17 protein-coding genes are annotated in these 16,948 nt (G+C 43.8%); 7 read left to right on the plus strand and 10 right to left on the minus strand.

All coding sequences use genetic code 11. The annotated features are described in order from the left end of the window. The first annotated feature begins 68 nt into the window (after nucleotides 1-68). From BLQ13_RS04795 to BLQ13_RS04805, 3 genes are all read left to right on the plus strand, one after another. On the plus strand, nucleotides 69-1,049 hold the full coding sequence (locus BLQ13_RS04795; protein WP_090916606.1) for a DMT family transporter: 981 nt from the start codon (nucleotides 69-71) through the stop codon (nucleotides 1,047-1,049). Between the two features lie 192 nt (nucleotides 1,050-1,241). Continuing rightward, complete coding sequence (locus BLQ13_RS04800) at nucleotides 1,242-2,750, plus strand: amidase (RefSeq protein WP_090917289.1); 1,509 nt, start codon at nucleotides 1,242-1,244, stop codon at nucleotides 2,748-2,750. Between the two features lie 223 nt (nucleotides 2,751-2,973). Beyond that, on the plus strand, nucleotides 2,974-3,486 hold the full coding sequence (locus BLQ13_RS04805; protein WP_090916608.1) for a DUF3231 family protein: 513 nt from the start codon (nucleotides 2,974-2,976) through the stop codon (nucleotides 3,484-3,486). A gap of 124 nt (nucleotides 3,487-3,610) precedes the next feature. On the opposite strand, the gene BLQ13_RS04810 is transcribed toward BLQ13_RS04805, so the two are convergent. Beyond that, complete coding sequence (locus tag BLQ13_RS04810; protein ID WP_208606752.1) at nucleotides 3,611-5,176, minus strand: glycoside hydrolase family 43 protein; 1,566 nt, start codon at nucleotides 5,174-5,176, stop codon at nucleotides 3,611-3,613. A gap of 213 nt (nucleotides 5,177-5,389) precedes the next feature. Further along, nucleotides 5,390-6,832: an amino acid permease gene (locus tag BLQ13_RS04815; RefSeq protein ID WP_090916610.1), complete on the minus strand. Its 1,443-nt coding sequence runs from the start codon at nucleotides 6,830-6,832 to the stop codon at nucleotides 5,390-5,392. Between the two features lie 136 nt (nucleotides 6,833-6,968). On the opposite strand from BLQ13_RS04815, the gene BLQ13_RS04820 reads away from it, so the two are divergent. The 3 genes from BLQ13_RS04820 to BLQ13_RS04830 all read left to right on the plus strand — a co-directional run bounded on the left by BLQ13_RS04820 (nucleotide 6,969) and on the right by BLQ13_RS04830 (nucleotide 9,124). Then, nucleotides 6,969-7,325: a hypothetical protein gene (locus tag BLQ13_RS04820; RefSeq protein ID WP_090916612.1), complete on the plus strand. Its 357-nt coding sequence runs from the start codon at nucleotides 6,969-6,971 to the stop codon at nucleotides 7,323-7,325. Nucleotides 7,326-7,541: 216 nt separating this feature from the next. Then, nucleotides 7,542-8,294: a YqcI/YcgG family protein gene (locus tag BLQ13_RS04825; RefSeq protein ID WP_090916614.1), complete on the plus strand. Its 753-nt coding sequence runs from the start codon at nucleotides 7,542-7,544 to the stop codon at nucleotides 8,292-8,294. Nucleotides 8,295-8,479: 185 nt separating this feature from the next. Beyond that, entirely contained in the window at nucleotides 8,480-9,124 is a 645-nt protein-coding gene (locus tag BLQ13_RS04830) for a LysE family translocator (RefSeq protein ID WP_090916615.1), read from the plus strand. 248 nt (nucleotides 9,125-9,372) lie between these two features. On the opposite strand, the gene BLQ13_RS04835 is transcribed toward BLQ13_RS04830, so the two are convergent. The 5 genes from BLQ13_RS04835 to BLQ13_RS04855 all read right to left on the minus strand — a co-directional run bounded on the left by BLQ13_RS04835 (nucleotide 9,373) and on the right by BLQ13_RS04855 (nucleotide 12,747). Then, nucleotides 9,373-9,657: a barstar family protein gene (locus tag BLQ13_RS04835; RefSeq protein WP_090916618.1), complete on the minus strand. Its 285-nt coding sequence runs from the start codon at nucleotides 9,655-9,657 to the stop codon at nucleotides 9,373-9,375. Then, complete coding sequence (psiE, locus tag BLQ13_RS04840; RefSeq protein ID WP_090916620.1) at nucleotides 9,632-10,075, minus strand: phosphate-starvation-inducible protein PsiE; 444 nt, start codon at nucleotides 10,073-10,075, stop codon at nucleotides 9,632-9,634. Before psiE ends, BLQ13_RS04835 begins: the two co-directional genes overlap by 26 nt. Nucleotides 10,076-10,092: 17 nt before the next feature. Continuing rightward, nucleotides 10,093-10,680: an RNA polymerase sigma factor gene (locus BLQ13_RS04845; RefSeq protein WP_090916622.1), complete on the minus strand. Its 588-nt coding sequence runs from the start codon at nucleotides 10,678-10,680 to the stop codon at nucleotides 10,093-10,095. 77 nt (nucleotides 10,681-10,757) lie between these two features. After that, nucleotides 10,758-12,065, minus strand: a complete 1,308-nt coding sequence (locus BLQ13_RS04850; protein ID WP_090916625.1) for a HAMP domain-containing sensor histidine kinase — start codon at nucleotides 12,063-12,065, stop codon at nucleotides 10,758-10,760. Next, nucleotides 12,052-12,747 (minus strand): response regulator transcription factor, encoded by a 696-nt coding sequence (locus BLQ13_RS04855; RefSeq protein ID WP_090916627.1) that lies wholly within the window; start codon nucleotides 12,745-12,747, stop codon nucleotides 12,052-12,054. Before BLQ13_RS04855 ends, BLQ13_RS04850 begins: the two co-directional genes overlap by 14 nt. A 273-nt stretch (nucleotides 12,748-13,020) precedes the next feature. On the opposite strand from BLQ13_RS04855, the gene BLQ13_RS04860 reads away from it, so the two are divergent. After that, complete coding sequence (locus tag BLQ13_RS04860) at nucleotides 13,021-14,250, plus strand: DUF418 domain-containing protein (RefSeq protein ID WP_090916629.1); 1,230 nt, start codon at nucleotides 13,021-13,023, stop codon at nucleotides 14,248-14,250. Nucleotides 14,251-14,533: 283 nt separating this feature from the next. Here the strand turns inward: BLQ13_RS04860 and BLQ13_RS04865 are convergent, their stop codons facing one another. The 3 genes from BLQ13_RS04865 to BLQ13_RS04875 form a co-directional block, all read right to left on the minus strand. Then, nucleotides 14,534-15,424 carry an aldo/keto reductase gene (locus BLQ13_RS04865; protein WP_090916631.1) on the minus strand — a complete coding sequence of 297 codons (891 nt, stop codon included), beginning with the start codon at nucleotides 15,422-15,424 and terminating at the stop codon, nucleotides 14,534-14,536. Nucleotides 15,425-15,523: 99 nt separating this feature from the next. Further along, entirely contained in the window at nucleotides 15,524-16,297 is a 774-nt protein-coding gene (locus tag BLQ13_RS04870; RefSeq protein ID WP_090916633.1) for an SDR family NAD(P)-dependent oxidoreductase, read from the minus strand. A 57-nt stretch (nucleotides 16,298-16,354) separates the two neighbouring features. Continuing rightward, nucleotides 16,355-16,843, minus strand: a complete 489-nt coding sequence (locus BLQ13_RS04875) for a GNAT family N-acetyltransferase (protein ID WP_090916635.1) — start codon at nucleotides 16,841-16,843, stop codon at nucleotides 16,355-16,357. Nucleotides 16,844-16,948: the final 105 nt, after the last annotated feature.

A 16,948-nucleotide genomic window follows, 5' to 3' on the forward strand; every position in this document is an offset into this window, starting at 1 on the left:
CCAAGGACGGGGGATTTTGTCGATTTTGCCAACTGAAGATTCCGTGTTCTGACGAAGGAGTCCTGAATATGGAAAACACATCAACAGCATCAACGATTTATCGCAAGGAACGAAGCAACACCGGATTTTGGCTAGTTGTGCTAGGCGCAGCCCTCTGGGGTGTAGACCCCTTATTCCGCATCCTTTTGCTAAAAACGATGACTTCTACACAGATTGTTCTAATCGAACACATCATCGTCAGCCTTGTTGCGATTCCGGTATTATGGAAGTTCCGGGATGATCTGAAGAAACTGCGTGCACGTCACTGGATCGCTGTTATCTTCATTTCCTGGGGCGGATCAGCCCTGGCAACGGTTTTATTCACTTTGGCGCTTACCCATAATGATCCCAACACGGTATTGTTATTGCAAAAAATGCAGCCACTTTTCGCAATTGTACTTGCAAAATTGTTATTAAAAGAAACATTGCCGCGTCACTTCGGCGGACTGTTCATCATTGCGCTGGCAGGAACATATCTGCTTACGTTTGGCTTCTCACTTCCGCTCGGCAACTGGAATAACTGGATTCATGCAGGTAGCCTGCTGTCTCTTGGTGCCGCAGCTTTGTGGGGTGGTTCTACCGTTATGGGCCGGTTAATGCTTGGTCAAGCTCGTTATGAGACGGTCACCTCCCTTCGTTTTGTCGTTGCGCTTCCGCTCCTAATCTTCATGACCTGGAATGAAGGTGCACCTTGGACACTCCCGGCTGGAACAGGGGCACAGGCTGCAGTCATTCTGAATATTTTGGGGCAGGCGCTTCTACCAGGCTTGCTAAGTCTACTCTTGTATTACAAAGGGTTGTCTTCCACCAAAGCTTCTGTTGCAACCCTCGCAGAACTCAGTTTCCCGATGGCCGGCGTGCTTGTAAACTGGATTGCATTCCGTACGCTGATAACCTGGGAGCAATTGCTTGGCTTTATCCTGATCTGGATCGCACTATTCCTGATTTCCAAACAGCAGGAACGCTCTACACCGATCGCCGAGGCCGCACCCAAACTTCGCACGGAGTAATACATTTTCATCTGGATCAAATAATATAAGCACTGTTTCACCTTCCGAGGTGAGCAGTGCTTTTCTTCTACTGTTTTTCTTCATCATGATGGCTTGATATTTTGTCTTTTGTCTGCCTAGGTGGTACGATGGCTTATGGAACTTGGAACAAGATATCCAACAGGAACTATTTTCAGAGAGGAACGATTACTAATGTCTTCATTCTCATATACCTCCTATGACGCTATAGGGCTCGCCGAACTGATTCGCTCCCGGGAAGTATCCCCGGTTGAACTGCTTGAAGCTGCCTATGCACGTCTGGAAGAAGTCAATCCACATCTCAATGCAGTCATTCGTACATATGAAACACGTGCTCGGCAGGAAGCCAGCATGGTTAGGCCTGGAGAACAGCCATTTGCAGGTGTGCCGTTGCTCCTCAAAGATATTTCTCAATCTTTGGAAGGTGAACTTCTTACCTCTGGCTCACGTCTGTTCAGCGAACATCGTGCTCTTCGCAACTCCAATTTCGTAACTCGTTTGCTCGAAGCAGGCTTTATTGTGATCGGACATACGAATACACCGGAATTCGGGTTGAAAAATATAACCGAGCCACGTCTACACGGGCCAACGCGCAATCCGTGGAATGTGAATCATTCCCCAGGCGGCTCAAGCGGCGGTGCCGCTGCCGCTGTAGCATCAGGCATCGTGCCGCTTGCCGGCGCAAGTGATGGCGGTGGTTCCATTCGAATTCCCGCTTCCTTCAGCGGTCTGTTTGGGCTGAAACCAACCCGCGGACGCACTCCCGTTGGTCCAGGTGTGGGAAGACAATGGCAAGGAGCCTCGATAGATTTTGCAGTATCTCGCTCCGTCAGAGACAGTGCTGCACTGCTGGATACGCTCCAGATTATCCAACCGGAAGCCGCATTTCATGCACCATTATTCTCGGGAAGTTACCTGGCTGATATGAACTATCCGCATCAACGCAAATGGCGAATCGCTTATACGATGGATTCACCTGTCGGCACACCTGTCAGTGAAGATGCCAAAGAGGCTGTGATGAAATTAGTCCATTTCTTGGAATCTCAAGGGCATCATGTTGAAGAAAAGTTAAGTCCAGTCAATGGCGTACGCCTGATGGAAAACTATTACATGATGAACAGCGGCGAGATGGCCGCTATGATTTCATCCATGGAACAAAGTATGGGTCGTTCTCTCACTGCAGATGATATGGAGATTGAGTCCTGGGTACTGGCTGAAGCGGGCAAAAAAGTATCTGCTGCTGAATTTGTTCATAGCTTGGCCGAATGGGACGTGGCGGCTGCGCAGATGTCTACGCTGTTTGAACGGTATGATTTTTACATCACACCTGTTAACGCTTTTCCCGCACCCCGGATTGGCGAACTGACGCCACATGCGGAGCAGATTCAACATCTGATGTCCGTCAGTGATCTGGATAAAACGGCGCAACAAGAGCTGATCTATGAGATGTTCAAGCCGAGCCTTACGTACACCCCGTTTACACAACTTGCGAATCTGACAGGTCAGCCAGCCATTAGTCTTCCTCTGCATTTGACTGCGGAAGGTCTGCCAATGGGTGTTCAAGTTATGGCGACCAAAGGGCGTGAAGATTGGTTATTGCATCTGGCTGGTCAACTCGAATCAACCGAGTTGTGGGTTGGCATGGAGGCGAATCCCATGTTCCCAACCTCGACAAAAGCTTAAAGTATTTATAAAAGTGGAAAGAAGCCAGCAGAACATAACTGTATGGCTTTTTTTCAGATGATAATTACAGTTGTTCATGTGACCATCTTTCTGACAATAGATTTAGGTTAACATAATAATAATGATGTAAATTATAATCTTGGACTACTTCTCTACCGGATAAAATTGCTTGTCATGTAAACCCTAATGCAGTGAAATAAATAACTTAGCGGGAGGGATCAGCATGGGAATTTTAAGTGGAAATCCTAAAAACGAGCCCATGCATTATGGAGAAATCTATAGTGTATGGGAGTGCTCAATGGTAGCCAAAGGAGCTGTCTCTTGTTATCAGGCTTATATGAATCACGCAGGAGACAAGGATTTGAAGAAAATTTTAGAAGACTTGCTGGATCAAGCCAGACTGGAAATTAAAGAATGTGACGCCTTACTCACCGAGAATGGTATCACGCCCGCTCCGACTCTTCCAGAGAGACCCGTTGTGGCATTAGAGGACATTCCTCCTGGTGCAAGGTTTACTGATCCAGAGATAGGTGCCAAAGTTGCAGCTGATACTGCTCTTGGATTAGTCGCAGCGAGTCAGACTATTGGTCAATCCATCCGTGAGGACATTGGTGCACTGTTTGCGAAATACCATGTTACCAAAACAGCACTGGGTGTGCGCATTCTTCGTTTGAGCAAAGAAAAAGGATGGCTTATTCCCCCGCCGCTGCAAGTGAAAAGACCGGATGGCGAATAGTTTTGTGATATTAAACGAATTAAATAAAGACATTTAATAATGAAATAAACACACAACATTAAAGAAGCCGAGAAGAGGAAATAACATATTCCTCTTCTCGGCCTCTTTCGTATTCAGAAAAGAATTAGACTTTCTTATCTCCCGATTCGTAATTGAAGTATTCTACATCCACATACCCTTGTTCTCTTTCATGGTTCAGATTGTACACCCCTACCCGGTCTCCCCGGTAGGGTCCCCAACCCAATGGATAGACTTCACCAAAGGAGATAAAATTCTCTCCATCCAGGCTGTATTCATACCTGTTTTCACCATACAAGTTCCAAGTCGATCTCAACCATAACTCAGTGGTATCAAAAGATGGTCCCCATTCGATTGTATTTGAATGATTGAACTTCAATACCCGAGTTCCTTCCTGCTGATGAATACCAATCGTACAATAGGTTTGTCCAAAATGGCATAGACCCGTTTCCTGGTCATCCACCATCCCACTTAGATCATACTTGGCAGTCACTACGTTATGAGGCACACGATACGTCCTTTGGGAAAGAATGTTCGAGATTTTAAAGAAATCATTCTTCTCCGAAGGCACGCAAGCATGCAAACGCAAATATCCTCGTCTCTCTGTGAAAGACCACGTATCCGCTTTGGGTTGGTGGTTCCATCCCCACTGAGACTGCAGTACCGGGCTATTGAAATCATCATTCACGGTTAAGATCGTTTTGGGATAACCTTGAATTGGTTTTTTTCCTCCCCATACCATCTCTCCGACACCGTCACCATCTGTATCCTCACCAATGATTGGCCAACCGTCAACCCACGTAACGGGAAGCAGGTGAAGAGTTCTGCCTTCAAAGTAACCACCGGCTCCTTGGTGACTAATGAAATACCACTCCCCAGACGCTGTTTGCACAAGTCCGCCTTGATTCGGTTCGCGGTCCACTTCCACACCATGCGTATGGATTAACTCTTTTTCTTCGTAAGGACCGTATAAATGCTCTGAACGGAGCATCATAACAACCCTTACCTCCTCACCATTTCTCGGTCGAACTTCACTATGGAAAATGTAATAAAGTCCGTTTATTTTGTAAAGCTTACTCGCTTCGCTACCTTTATATTGATGGATCACGACACCACTGTCATGCAAAATTTGTTTTCCATCGTCGCTCAGTTTGAACAGATAAATATTATAATTGTCAGCAAAATTCGTAGCCACCAGATATCCTTGACCGTCATCATCCCAAAAAGGACAACAATCGTCCCAGCCAGCAATCTCCCAACTATGATAAAGAGACTCCCATGGGCCAGCAGGATCTGTAGCTGTGCTTACGAACAAACCCTCATCCGGTGTGAAAAAATACACCCAAAATTGATGGTCATGAAAACGGATCGCTCCCGCCCAGACACCTCTTGCATAACGATTCATTCGATCATGCCGATATTCAGGCCCGATAACTGTCAAATCTTCTACGACATGACTAATTACATTCCAATTGACCAAATCTTTAGAGTGCAGAACAGCCATACCTGGTGAGCAATGTAATGTGGAAGAGATCGCATAGTAGTCTTCCCCAACGCTTATCACATCTGGATCGCAGTAATCTCCAGGCAAGACTGGATTGACATAAGTACCGTCCCCTTGATCGCCCCATTTTCCTTCATTGGAAAGCAAAACGTAATCTTTGTTCATCATTGTTTCCCTCTTTTCTGGGATGCAGTTGACCTAACTTTTTGATGATCTGATACATTACACTACGAATCTTGTAATCATCATATTACTTGAAAATTAATATATAAGATAGATAAAACATGATCCTGATTTTTCAGAGATCATGTTTTATGATGAAACCTTAGGCAACGTAGATTCAGAAGTAACCACCTGTTTAGCTTTAGAAGTTTATGTTCTTCACTTGATTTTGTTCCTTTGTTTACGAATACCTGTAATATGAAAGGCTGCTCTCTCCGAGGGGCTGCTCTCATCAGCTTGCTCCTTTTGCTCGTCTTGCTCCGTACTTGCAGCGGATGATGTTTTTTTGCGCTTGCGTTGCACGATGATATCACTTAAAGCAATTAGAGAAATCAGCAGTAAACTAATAAAGAAACCAGGCCGGCTTAGGCCATGAAAAAGAGTTCCAGTTATGGCCGTGCTGATCAGCACCAATCCAGTCCAGCGTTTTATCACATCTATGGTGCGAGATTTCAGCAACCGACCTGAGGAGAGCAAGATAAACAGCCAGTTATACATCAGCATTAACCCTGCGGCAGTAGTTACATATTCGTAGACTTTTCCAGGAAGCAGTAGCGACATGATAATCGTACCAACCAAACCACAACCAATCAGACACAAGGCAAATAGAGGATATTTCTTCTTCCATTTCTGTGAGAATAACTTTGGGGCATCCCCCTCCTGTGCCAGCGTAATCATCATGGAGGTCACTGCATAGAGCGATGCGGTCATCGTAGAGAAACCGGCCACAATCAGAACACCGTTGAACAAATGTGGTACAAAAGCAAGGTGATCACTGCTCAGTGCAAGTACAAACGGACTTTCTTTCGGGTTAAAAGCAGACAGCGGAACCATGGTTAGTGCAAGGCCAATGGAAACGACATAAACTGCAGACAGTGAAATAAGCATGACTTTGCCCGCTTTGGGTGCATCCTCCGGTTTTTCCAATCGATATGACATAATGCCGAGCACTTCAATACCTCCATACGCATAGAACGCAAACAAGAACGCAGACCACAATCCTACTGCCCCTTTCGGGAAAATGGAAGCCATGTCCATCGGTACCTTATGTGCATATTTGGTGCCTCCAATCCAGCCGGCAAGTAGAGCGACCGCCAGAACCAGAAACATGATTATAGCCGCAATTTTAATGACTGCGAGTACATTTTCAACCCGGTCGAATCCCTTGTTTCCAAAAAACACAATACATAAACCGACGATTCCATACCCCGCGGCAAAGATCCAGAGTGGAACGCTGGGAAACCAGAAACGCGAAAAGATAGAAAGTGCGGTCAGCTGGCTCCCCATAATGAGAAGCTCCGAAAACCAATAGACCCATCCACTCGCAAAACCTGCCCATGCGCCAAACGCCTTCTTCGCATAAGAACGAAACGACCCTTGCTCCGGATGGTCCGAAGTCATACGTGCCAAAGCATCAAAAACAACATATGTACCTAACGCAGCAAGTGCATAAGCAATTACTACAGCTGGTCCCCCGATGGTAATAGCTAGACTTGAACCGAGAAAATAACCCGTTCCTATGGTGCCCGCAACGCCCAACAAACTGAGTTGCCACCATTTCAATTTCTTTTCATCCGATGATTTTCCTGAAGCCTGACTCATTTCGTCAATCCTTTCCCTCTTGATAATCGTCGCAACAGGTAGCCTTCCCCAATTGGAGCAAAACATCTCCCTGAATATTTCTTCGAACCTCTCAGCATAATACACAGGTAAATTCAAACAAATAGGAGGCACCATCATGAACCAATTTTCGCAATCACAACAGATTACGCAACTCGCTCAACAACTGACGCAACAAACACAACAAGCTTCCATGCAATATCAACAATTGCTGAGACAAGAACAAAGCAATGCTCAACAATTGGAACAATTGGCCCAGCGCGAGCAACAAGCTGCGCATATTATTCAAACGGCATTGCAAGGACATCAGACAGCAATTCAACAATTGCAACAGATTTCCAACCTAGCTCAGCAGCTTGCAAATACTTCTTCCCAGCATGTATCCTACATTGATCAACCATACAATACACCTAACACGACAATCCAAGGACAAGGTCAGTCATTTGGCAATTTCTCCAACCAACATCGCCAATAGGTTAAGATTTGGCAGGAAATTGCAAATAACAAGGAGCTCAATACTGAGCTCCTTGTTTGCGTTTCAGCTAGTTGCTTTCTTCTGAAATTACTGCTTGGCACAAACTACTTCATGATACGCATTTCACTGAACAGTCTACCCAATGTTTACTTTCATAAATGGACAGTCACCATTTTGCTTGCAGGCGATATCCTATAAGTAAAAGGAGGCTTACTGATGTCGCTATTGTTTTCTTCTACTGATATGGAAAATGGTGAGCTCCCGTTGGATCTGTGGCAAAGGGATGCTTATCGTTTGTTCTCTGCCAAGATGAGTGACCGGGAGGCCAGGTTCCCCTGTATTCCTGCAACCCAGGCATATGCACTGGGTCATCTTCGATATGGATTTGTCTTTCGCTCCAAATATCTTTCTCTTGCGGAGCAGCTATCAGCAATTGTAACGGAATATGGGGCTTCTTCACGTTCCTTCGGAGATTTTTCATCACTGGTCATTTTTTTTGAAAAAGAAAAGGAAGTAAAAGACGTGCTCACTTACGAAAAATCATTCTGGAACCTGTTAAGTGAGATGCGAACTCTCGATACCGAATCATGGCCAGCAGATATCCCGGAAGACCCCGAGAATCCATTATGGGAGTACTGTTATAACGATGAACGGTATTTCGTTTATTGCGGTACACCAGCTCACATTTCAAGACAAAGTCGCCATTTTCCTTATCTCATGTTAGCTATGACGCCTCGCTGGGTCCTTGATTTATGGAATGAGCAGCCACAGCGGGCTGCAGCCATCGGGCCAAGAATTCGAGCGAGGCTTGCTGCCTATGACACGATTCCCGCACATCCTGAATTGAAGCAATACGGGGCAGAAGGAAATCTGGAGTATAAACAATATTTTCTACGAGATGATGACACTGCCCCATCCAAATGCCCTTTTCTACGCTCTTTGTTACAACAACCACAAGCAAAAGAATAAAATTAACCGTATTCTAAACAAGCTCTCCTTCGAATAAGCTGTTATACGAGCCGAGGTGTGAGGAGAGCACTTCTTTTTATATCTCTTCCATGTGAAGAGTTACATAGACTACTAGAGCAAACGTCTTTTTTAAGTGGACAAGCTTCTTTTCTTCCATCAACCCATCTCTCAGAAAGGAAATGATTATGGAGATTTATGTGAAATTTATTCTGATCGGACTTGCTATTGCCATGCCGGTAGGCGCAATCACGGTAGAGATGACCAAGCAGGGACTGCGAAATGGATTCCTTCATGGCTGGGCGGTTGGTCTAGGTGGTATGACATTGGATATCGCTTTAATTATTGCTATGTATTTTGGATTTGCTACACTGTTATCCGTTCCATTCGTTCAGATTCCACTATGGTTGGCGGGTGCAGGATTTTTAGCTTATTTGGGATATGAATCCATCCGTAATTCGGATGTGAGCCTCATGACAACAGACGGAAAGACGTTTCCGACCAAACCCTCTTTTTGGCGGACTTATCGTAATGGTTTATTGGTTGCGATCTCCCCAGGTAATTTGATGTTTTGGGTTTCTGTATTTGGTGTTGTCTTATCCGACTCTTATCAATCGGCAGGCAAGCTCAGTTTTGTCATTGCGGCAATCGGGATATTATGTGGCATTCTGCTACATGATCTCGGTTTGCTCACCATCGTATCCATCACACGTAAAATGATGAGTCCCAGGATGGTACAGCTCGTTTCGAGCCTGGCCGGAGTTCTTCTAATTGGCTTTGCGTTCTACTTTTTATATAAGTTTGTTAGCGCATTGTGGCAAGTTATTTTTTAAGAATAAGGCTCTTGATCCCTTTATCATCTATCGTCCGACTCATTACATGTATTACTTACATTGTGATTAAAAAAAGCTGCCCTTTCATTGAGAAAGGAGCAGCTTTTTCTATTGACGTTCTTCTCAGAATGTGGAGGTTCGTTTATACGTTACTCGGAGTTGATTGGAGTGTGATTGTATGATTTATAGCGATGTAACAATGGAGCATATTTGATATTACTATTGTGAATTTTTCATATGTTGAAATTTTATAATTTTACTGTAAATCTAAATAATTCCTCTAGCTGTTCATCGACCTCGTACAGTAAGTTCATCAATTGATCTGCGTAAGGTCCAATCGAGGCTCTGCTGTCACTAAAATGGTTCCATTCTAGCGTAACCGGGACTGGCACATGCCATACTAACGCTTCCCAGAGGGTGTCCATACTTTCAAAATGAGCTAGTTGCAACGAAAATTCGGCCTGAAGTATGCGTTGCAGATCCTCCACGCTTCCTATTGCTTTCCCATCAATGATCACTTTCACTTTTTTCATGTTTCTGAACTCCTGAATTCCGTCGATTTGATATAAACAGAGCACCTACCATGATCAAAATAGCCAACGACCACCAGAACGTCGACATTGCGTTATCATGATCTATAATAATTAAGCGAATCACCGCTGTGATTCCAATATAAATAAAGTAACGAAGAGGGAAATGAAAATTAGACTTGAAGTACTTCACAATTAAAGCGATAAATTCAAAGTACAAGAAGAAAACGAGCAATTCGGATAACATCTCATAGTAGCTATCCTGACGAGTTACAAAAGACTGGTACACAATTTGTACGATATACCATGTCTCACTGATTAGAAGTGCGCTTAAAGCTAAGGCCAGAAAGAACAGGCAGATATTCAAAAGCGCTTGTAGAATGTGTGGTGTTTTTTGGAATTTAGTCATTAAATCTTTCATTTGTCATGTCCCCTATTTCAATTCGTGATGTCAACTAACTGTTGTTTCATATGTTTTCTTCCTCGAAAGAGATACGTTTTGGCCGTATTTTCCGGTATATCGTTCAATACACTGATATCTTTGACGGTCATTTCCAAATAGTACCGCTGATAGACGTAATGCCTCCATTTACCTGGAATCTGATGAAATGCATCATTGATCCGGCGTTTGCGTTCGGAAGAAGTCTCGTTCTGAATCAGCCTTTCTTCAGGGCCAGGTTCATGGGACATTAGTTCAGATATGGCATCCGGAGATCTATTTGAATCCTCCACATATAACGAAGTTGTGGCAAGAGTCTGTCTCTTTTTCTTGCGTAACACATCCAGGCATACATTTCTCCCAATGGTATAAATCCAGTTTACGACATTCTTTTGGCTGTTCATTTGTTCGATATGAGTATACACCCGAAGGAATGTCTCCTGCACGATATCATCTCGATCTTGCGGGTCCCGGAAATAGCGCGAAGCCAATCTCCATACCATCGATTGATAAGTGGCCATAAGTGACGTAAATGTCGATTGAGTTGGCAATACGGTACCTCTCATAGGTTTGTCTATCGGGCTCATTCTGATTCCTCCACAGATGTAATTAAACCCCTTGTGTTTTTTTATCTGAATTTGAATATTTCATTCTAGTACTGCGGTTAGATTTTGGATTTCCTAAACCTCAACACAACACTATAATGTACTCCATCTTGATTCCTGAGAAACTGCCCTTGCATGCGGCTCATCATCCGGCTTATAATCCTTTCGCCCAGTCCGGTACTTTCCGGAGAAACCTCGGCAATTTTAATCGTATTGGCCAGTTGAATGTCAAACATCTCCGGACTAGAGTTGAATGTAATGCAGATTTCATCTTTGGGTTCTGCATACTTCAACAGATTAGACAAAATATTATCAAAGACCCTCCCGAGTTCCTCCAAATTCACTGTGATATAGACTTGCGGCAGTTCACCAATAATGCGGACTTTGAATTCCTCCTGCCGCAAAATGGCCACCTGATCAGATATCAGATCATAAATAGCCTCCTGCACAGCTATGCTCTCAAGGTCAGCTTCTTGCTCTTTATCCAAAAGGAAATAATCAAATAAATTATCGGACAACTTTTTAAGTTGAATGGCTTTTCCATAGGCATTCGTGATGTAATGGCTATGTTCCGTCCCTTGGTCTCCGCGTTCTTTCTTGGCAAATTCCAAATACATGATCAAAGAGGTAAGCGGGGTTCGCATGTCATGTGACATTTCGGTAACAAGGCTTCGGCTCTCCACCTGCAAAGCTTCAATCGCATCCAATTTATCGAGAAAGGCTTTACGTAGTTCCTCAATACTCTCAGCGATCATCGCTATTTCATCATGGCCCCGAATCGTCATCTCATATTCCAGTTCTCCACCTTCAAGAATGTGGATCTCCTCATGAATCTTTCTCAGGTAAGCGAGGCTTCGACGAATGCCCAGCAGGACAATCAACAGAAAAATCATCGTGGCGCTGAGTAGTTCCAGAGTAAAGGCAATATCGTAATATCGGGATGAGAAAAACCCGTCTACCGTTACTCTCCCCTCTCCATCACTAAACATGACAGGAAATGAGTGTTTCTGAGCATATAGCGTTTCCTGCTCTATCCCATATCCAGACTCATCTTCCGCTGCGTAATTCGAATCATATTGCAGTAGCTGGTCTTTGTAGATGGTGAGCATGATGTAGTTCTCTTTTTTCACCCATTCTCCAAATGCCTTTCGATCGGTTGAAGACAGATCATTCGTCTCCACATATTTACTAAACTTTGCAATAGATTTAGACGATTCACTCTCATAGTACGCATCGGAATTAAGGTATCTGTCAATCAGCCCATTACTAACCTTCTGCATCGTCAAAAAAAACAGACCACTTACCGTAGCTGCCATCAAGATGATTAAGGCCAATTTTTTGGTCAGCGTAAATTTACGGTGTGCCAAAACGGTATCCTCTCCCCCATTCGGTAAGGATATAAACCGGGTGTGCCGGGTCATCCTCGATCTTTGCACGCAGTTTGCGAATATGCACCATTACGGTGTTGTTTGAACAATAAAAATACGGCTGTTCCCATACACTCTCGTAAATATTTTGAGCGGAAAATATCTTGCTTCGTTTGCTCATCAAGAGTTTCAGGATGCGATACTCCAGATCAGATAGCTTGAGCTGCTGTCCTTCTTTAGAGACCTCATTAAAATGTTCATTGACTTTTAACTTGCCTCCAACCAGAAACGTATCTCCACTTTCCTTTTTCTCCTTATAAATCTTATATCTTCGCAATTGAGCGATAACACGGGCATGAAGCTCTTCTTCTGAAAATGGCTTTGTCATATAATCATCGCCACCTGCCAGGAGACCTTCTGTTTTGTCCAATGTGCTCGATTTGGCCGTTAGAAACAAAATGGGAACGTTGGAATACGTTCTAATCTGCTCACATGTTTCAATCCCCGACATCCCCGGCATCATGATATCCAAAATGACCAAGTCTAGCCCGTCATCTACAAGCTGCAGCGCACGCTGTCCGTCTCTGGCTCTTAATACCTCATTGCCCGCTCTCGTAAGGGATTCTTCTAACAAATCGCCAATATCCTGATCATCCTCGACAACTAATATCCGATGGGTCATGCCCTTCTCACCTCATGATTCCTGATGTTATTTACGGTGCCCTCAATATATATCGTCCTTCGGTAACACTTAGGTAATACGATAAATCATAAATCTTAACCATTTATGAATGCAATCATTTGTCATACATTTGTCACAAATCAAAAAAAGGAAACGAACTTTCAGAAACTGTTAAGAATCGATAAGTATAGTTATCCAAGGTAAGGAAAGCATTTATACACACCAAGATTAGACTCGCTCAAGTTAAATATAAAAATGAATAGGAGAAATGTTATGAATGAGAAAAAAGAGAACCTTGCACAACCCCTGAGTCTGAAGGAACGTGTCCATTTTCTAGATATCGTTCGCGGATTTGCTATGCTCGGCATTATTATTGTCAATTACTTTTTGATTGTAGACTCGGTGAAGGGATTTGATATGGATTCAGGCGATCTAGTCCACAACCTCGTTTCCACATTCGCCGAAGGAAAATTCATCACGTTATTTTCTTTTCTGTTTGGTGTTGGATTTATGATCTTTATGGATCGAGCCGTGCAACGAGTGGAACATCCACGAAAGTTGTTTGCCCGCAGATTATTAATTTTATTCTGTATTGGCTTATTGCATATCACCTTTATATGGGTTGGCGACATATTGACCTTTTACGCCGTAGCCGGATTTTTACTATTCGCGTTCTATGCTCGTACACCTAAAACGATATTGCGATGGATTATTGCACTTATATTGATGCAATTTCTGACTCCTGTATTTATGATGGTCTATAATGCGATGAACACTGCATCCTCAAACATGCCAACTTATTTTGATTTCACATTAAACAGTCATACCAGCCTAACCTATTGGGACTCCTTGATAGCAAGATGGGCAGACATGGGCGTAATGGCGGCTAGTTCATTTTCTACAGTTTATTCCATGTTCCTGATGTTCCTGATCGGTATGTATTTTGTGAAGATGGACTTCTTCACGAATATGGAAGCAAAGCAATCAATCTGGAAGCGAATCTGGTTCATCAGCTTGGCTGCATTTATACTCACTCAGTTCAGCTCCATGGTGAATACACTTATTTCAGCTGAAAATACATTTTGGATGGAACTATTCATGATTTTGGGTCAACAGGGGAACCTAACCGGAAGCATGTTTTATATGAGTAGCCTCGCGATGCTGTTTTTGTATGTTCCTGCACTTCGAAAAGCGTTGATGGTATTTACGAAAGTTGGACGTATGTCGCTGACCTGTTACCTCCTTCATTCCATCATGGGAACCGTAATTCTGCTTCCTTATGCATTCGGATTGGCTAGTTCTATAAAACCTATTGGTACACTTATGCTTAGCATTGCTGTGTATGTTGTACTCGTCATTTTTGCCTCGCTGTGGTTAAACCGCTTCAAGATCGGACCAATGGAGTCGATCTGGCGCAAACTTACGTATGGTAAGGTTAACCGTGCTTCCAAAACAATTCCGGCTAAGCTCGCCCAGCCATTGAACAGCAATTTGCGTCAATAACCGCTAATGAATTTAACAATTTCGGATAAGTTCTACCCAACATCCCAAGTCCCTTCGGGGACTTTTTTCTATTTTTTTTCGAAAAGGCTTCTTCTATTGTGAATTTTTCATATGATGAAAATGTAAAATATTTAAGGGAATGGACAGATTTTCTCTCTCCGTTGTTCCTCCATCAACTCTCCTTTAAACACAAAAAACTGCCTTTGTTGGGCAGTTTTTTAAAAATTCAAATCGTTCACAACCAATTTTATATGATTAATGAATTTATTAAAATTAACTCGTATTAGATACGGCCTGTCCAGTCGGATCCCGCTACTTCCTTCCAGCGTTCACGAATAGCATCATATAGCCCCTGCTCAAGCGGCCCCTTTGCCACCAGTTCGGCGTTTTGTAGCCAACGATCAGGTTTGACGGTTCCCACAATGGCGGTATCCACACCTTCAGTGCTCAGCGTAAAACGCAATGCAATTTCTACGACTCGCTCTGCATCCTCAGCCAAAAAGTCATATTTCAGTTCTTTTAACCGCTTCCAATAGTGATAAGCATAATCCTCTTCTGTCACCTTATCATACATCCAGGCTACATTGGCAATCGGCCTTTTGGCGATGATCCCCATATTTCTTTTTCGCGCCTCAGGCAAAGTCAGTTCAATCGCTTCCTGATCGGCAATATTCAATGATGTCTCCAAGCTATCAAATGCACCTGTCTGAATGGCGTATAGTGCATCTGTCGTATCTCCGCTATATCCGATAAAACGAGTTTTACCAGCTTCTTTTGCTCGTTGCAATACCTCGATTACCTCACCTTGCCGAAGTACTTCTTCCGAACAGCTGTGCAGATGCACGACATCCACATAATCTGTTCTTAAGCGTTTGAGGCTACGGTCAATGGTCTGTGCGAGCACCTTGGCATCCCAGTCGGGTCCATTCACACCAGCTGCATGTCCACATTTGGTGAACAGAAAATACTCCTGCCGGCGATGTCCCAGCACATCACCGATTTTCTCTTCACTGTCTCCATAACATTCCGCCGTATCAATCATATTCAAACCCGCATCCAAAGCACGATTCAGCAACAATTCTACGTCCGCTTTGGACGCATCCCGTATCTCAGAGCCGCCAAAACCGAGTGTACTGACTTTCATTCCGGTATTTCCGTAATTACGAAGTTCCATCATGATCCTCCTCCAAATCAGGTTGTCTCTTACGGCCTTTTCATGTCGTATCATATGTTATTACCCGCTTTATCACGGGGCGGCACATTTTTTAAACTTTTAAAAACCGTAGATAGACATGCCACCATCCACCAATAAAGTCTGACCTGTGATATATCCGGCTGCCTCCGAAGCAAGAAAAACAACAGGCCCAACAACCTCTTGTAATTCACCTACACGTCCAAGCGGTGTGCGGTTAATAATTTCTTGCAAATACTGCGGATCATCAAGTAACTTCTCGGTCAGTGGAGTGCGGAAATACCAGGGTCCAACCGAGTTCACGCGAATACCGTATTTCCCCCACTCCAGCGCTAGCACCTTAGTCATATGGATTAAAGCCGCTTTGGTAGAACCATATACGACACCTGTTCGCAAGGCAGTATGTCCACCTACCGATGAGATGTTAATTATTTTACCATCCCCATACTGCTTCATATGCTGACCTGCCAATTGTGAAGCGAAAAAAGCGGATTTGAGGTTTGTTTGCATAATCGTTTCCCATTGTTCCTCCGTTACTTCCAGCGCTGGCGTCCGAATGTTCATACCCGCATTGTTTACGAGAATATGAATTCGTCCCATCTCCGAAATGGCTTGCTGAAAAGTCTTTTCCAACTGCTCTTTAGAAGTGACATCTGCGCAGAGCGCCAAAGCTTTGCGGCCTGTCTGTTCATTAATCATTGTTGCTGTCTCTTCGATCTCCTTCATCGTTCGAGATACAAGCACGACATTACTCCCCGATTCCGCTAAACCGATGGCAAGCGCTTTTCCGATACCTCTGCCTGCCCCTGTGACTAGTGCTGTTTGTCCTTCCAGATGAAATGCTGGTACGATCATGTTAGACCTCCTTTGTTGTACTATGGGGTTCCAGTTTACAGACATGTTTTTACGACATCAGGTAACAAAATACTGACTGGGATTGCCCAGTTCAGGATGGAATTTTTCTCGAAAACGCCCTCCGGTATAATCCCCAATGATTTTACGCCAGAATGCCTGTGCGATCACATTGTTCCGAACCTGTGTCACTTTCCACCGCCCAGGGAAACGTCTAAAAAGTTCGTACGCCGCATTTGTTCCAACGCCGCTACGTCTATATTTTTGCATCACAAAAAATTCAGTCAAATAGTAGTCATTATCCTTACTCCCGGGATCTAACTTCTCCACAAGTGCAAACCCCGCTGGTGAACCATCACTCGTGATCAAAAAAGGAAACTTGCGTCCTTTCTCCGTCCAAAACGCATCCAATCCCGGATATTCCGGAAAAATACCATCCTGGTCTACATCAATATTCAGATATTTCGTAAAATCATAGAGATAAAATTGCATGAGATGCCGAATCACCTGACTGCGTTCGCGGGGAACCAGCTCAATCTGCATATTCATTTGGTTCGCCTCCTCTAGTCTGTATGTATACATACTGTAAACCTTTATAAGATGAAGGGCAACAACGTGACAAATCGTAGCCTGTGTAGCACAACGCTTGACCAT

Origin of the sequence: Paenibacillus polysaccharolyticus, from assembly GCF_900102085.1 — a bacterium.
GTDB lineage: Bacteria > Bacillota > Bacilli > Paenibacillales > Paenibacillaceae > Paenibacillus > Paenibacillus polysaccharolyticus.

Excerpts from the sequence above, each read along its gene's own strand:
- BLQ13_RS04795 (WP_090916606.1), top strand. The coding sequence starts at position 69 with ATGGAAAACACATCAACAGCATCAACGATTTATCGCAAGGAACGAAGC.
- BLQ13_RS04865 (WP_090916631.1), bottom strand. The coding sequence starts at position 15,424 with ATGGAACTTCGTAATTACGGAAATACCGGAATGAAAGTCAGTACACTC.
- BLQ13_RS04835 (WP_090916618.1), bottom strand. The coding sequence starts at position 9,657 with ATGAAAAAAGTGAAAGTGATCATTGATGGGAAAGCAATAGGAAGCGTG.
- BLQ13_RS04845 (WP_090916622.1), bottom strand. The coding sequence starts at position 10,680 with ATGAGCCCGATAGACAAACCTATGAGAGGTACCGTATTGCCAACTCAA.
- BLQ13_RS04815 (WP_090916610.1), bottom strand. The coding sequence starts at position 6,832 with ATGAGTCAGGCTTCAGGAAAATCATCGGATGAAAAGAAATTGAAATGG.
- BLQ13_RS04810 (WP_208606752.1), bottom strand. The coding sequence starts at position 5,176 with ATGATGAACAAAGATTACGTTTTGCTTTCCAATGAAGGAAAATGGGGC.
- BLQ13_RS04825 (WP_090916614.1), top strand. The coding sequence starts at position 7,542 with ATGTCGCTATTGTTTTCTTCTACTGATATGGAAAATGGTGAGCTCCCG.
- BLQ13_RS04860 (WP_090916629.1), top strand. The coding sequence starts at position 13,021 with ATGAATGAGAAAAAAGAGAACCTTGCACAACCCCTGAGTCTGAAGGAA.
- BLQ13_RS04805 (WP_090916608.1), top strand. The coding sequence starts at position 2,974 with ATGGGAATTTTAAGTGGAAATCCTAAAAACGAGCCCATGCATTATGGA.
- BLQ13_RS04855 (WP_090916627.1), bottom strand. The coding sequence starts at position 12,747 with ATGACCCATCGGATATTAGTTGTCGAGGATGATCAGGATATTGGCGAT.
- BLQ13_RS04800 (WP_090917289.1), top strand. The coding sequence starts at position 1,242 with ATGTCTTCATTCTCATATACCTCCTATGACGCTATAGGGCTCGCCGAA.
- BLQ13_RS04870 (WP_090916633.1), bottom strand. The coding sequence starts at position 16,297 with ATGATCGTACCAGCATTTCATCTGGAAGGACAAACAGCACTAGTCACA.
- BLQ13_RS04875 (WP_090916635.1), bottom strand. The coding sequence starts at position 16,843 with ATGAATATGCAGATTGAGCTGGTTCCCCGCGAACGCAGTCAGGTGATT.
- BLQ13_RS04830 (WP_090916615.1), top strand. The coding sequence starts at position 8,480 with ATGGAGATTTATGTGAAATTTATTCTGATCGGACTTGCTATTGCCATG.
- BLQ13_RS04820 (WP_090916612.1), top strand. The coding sequence starts at position 6,969 with ATGAACCAATTTTCGCAATCACAACAGATTACGCAACTCGCTCAACAA.
- psiE (WP_090916620.1), bottom strand. The coding sequence starts at position 10,075 with ATGAAAGATTTAATGACTAAATTCCAAAAAACACCACACATTCTACAA.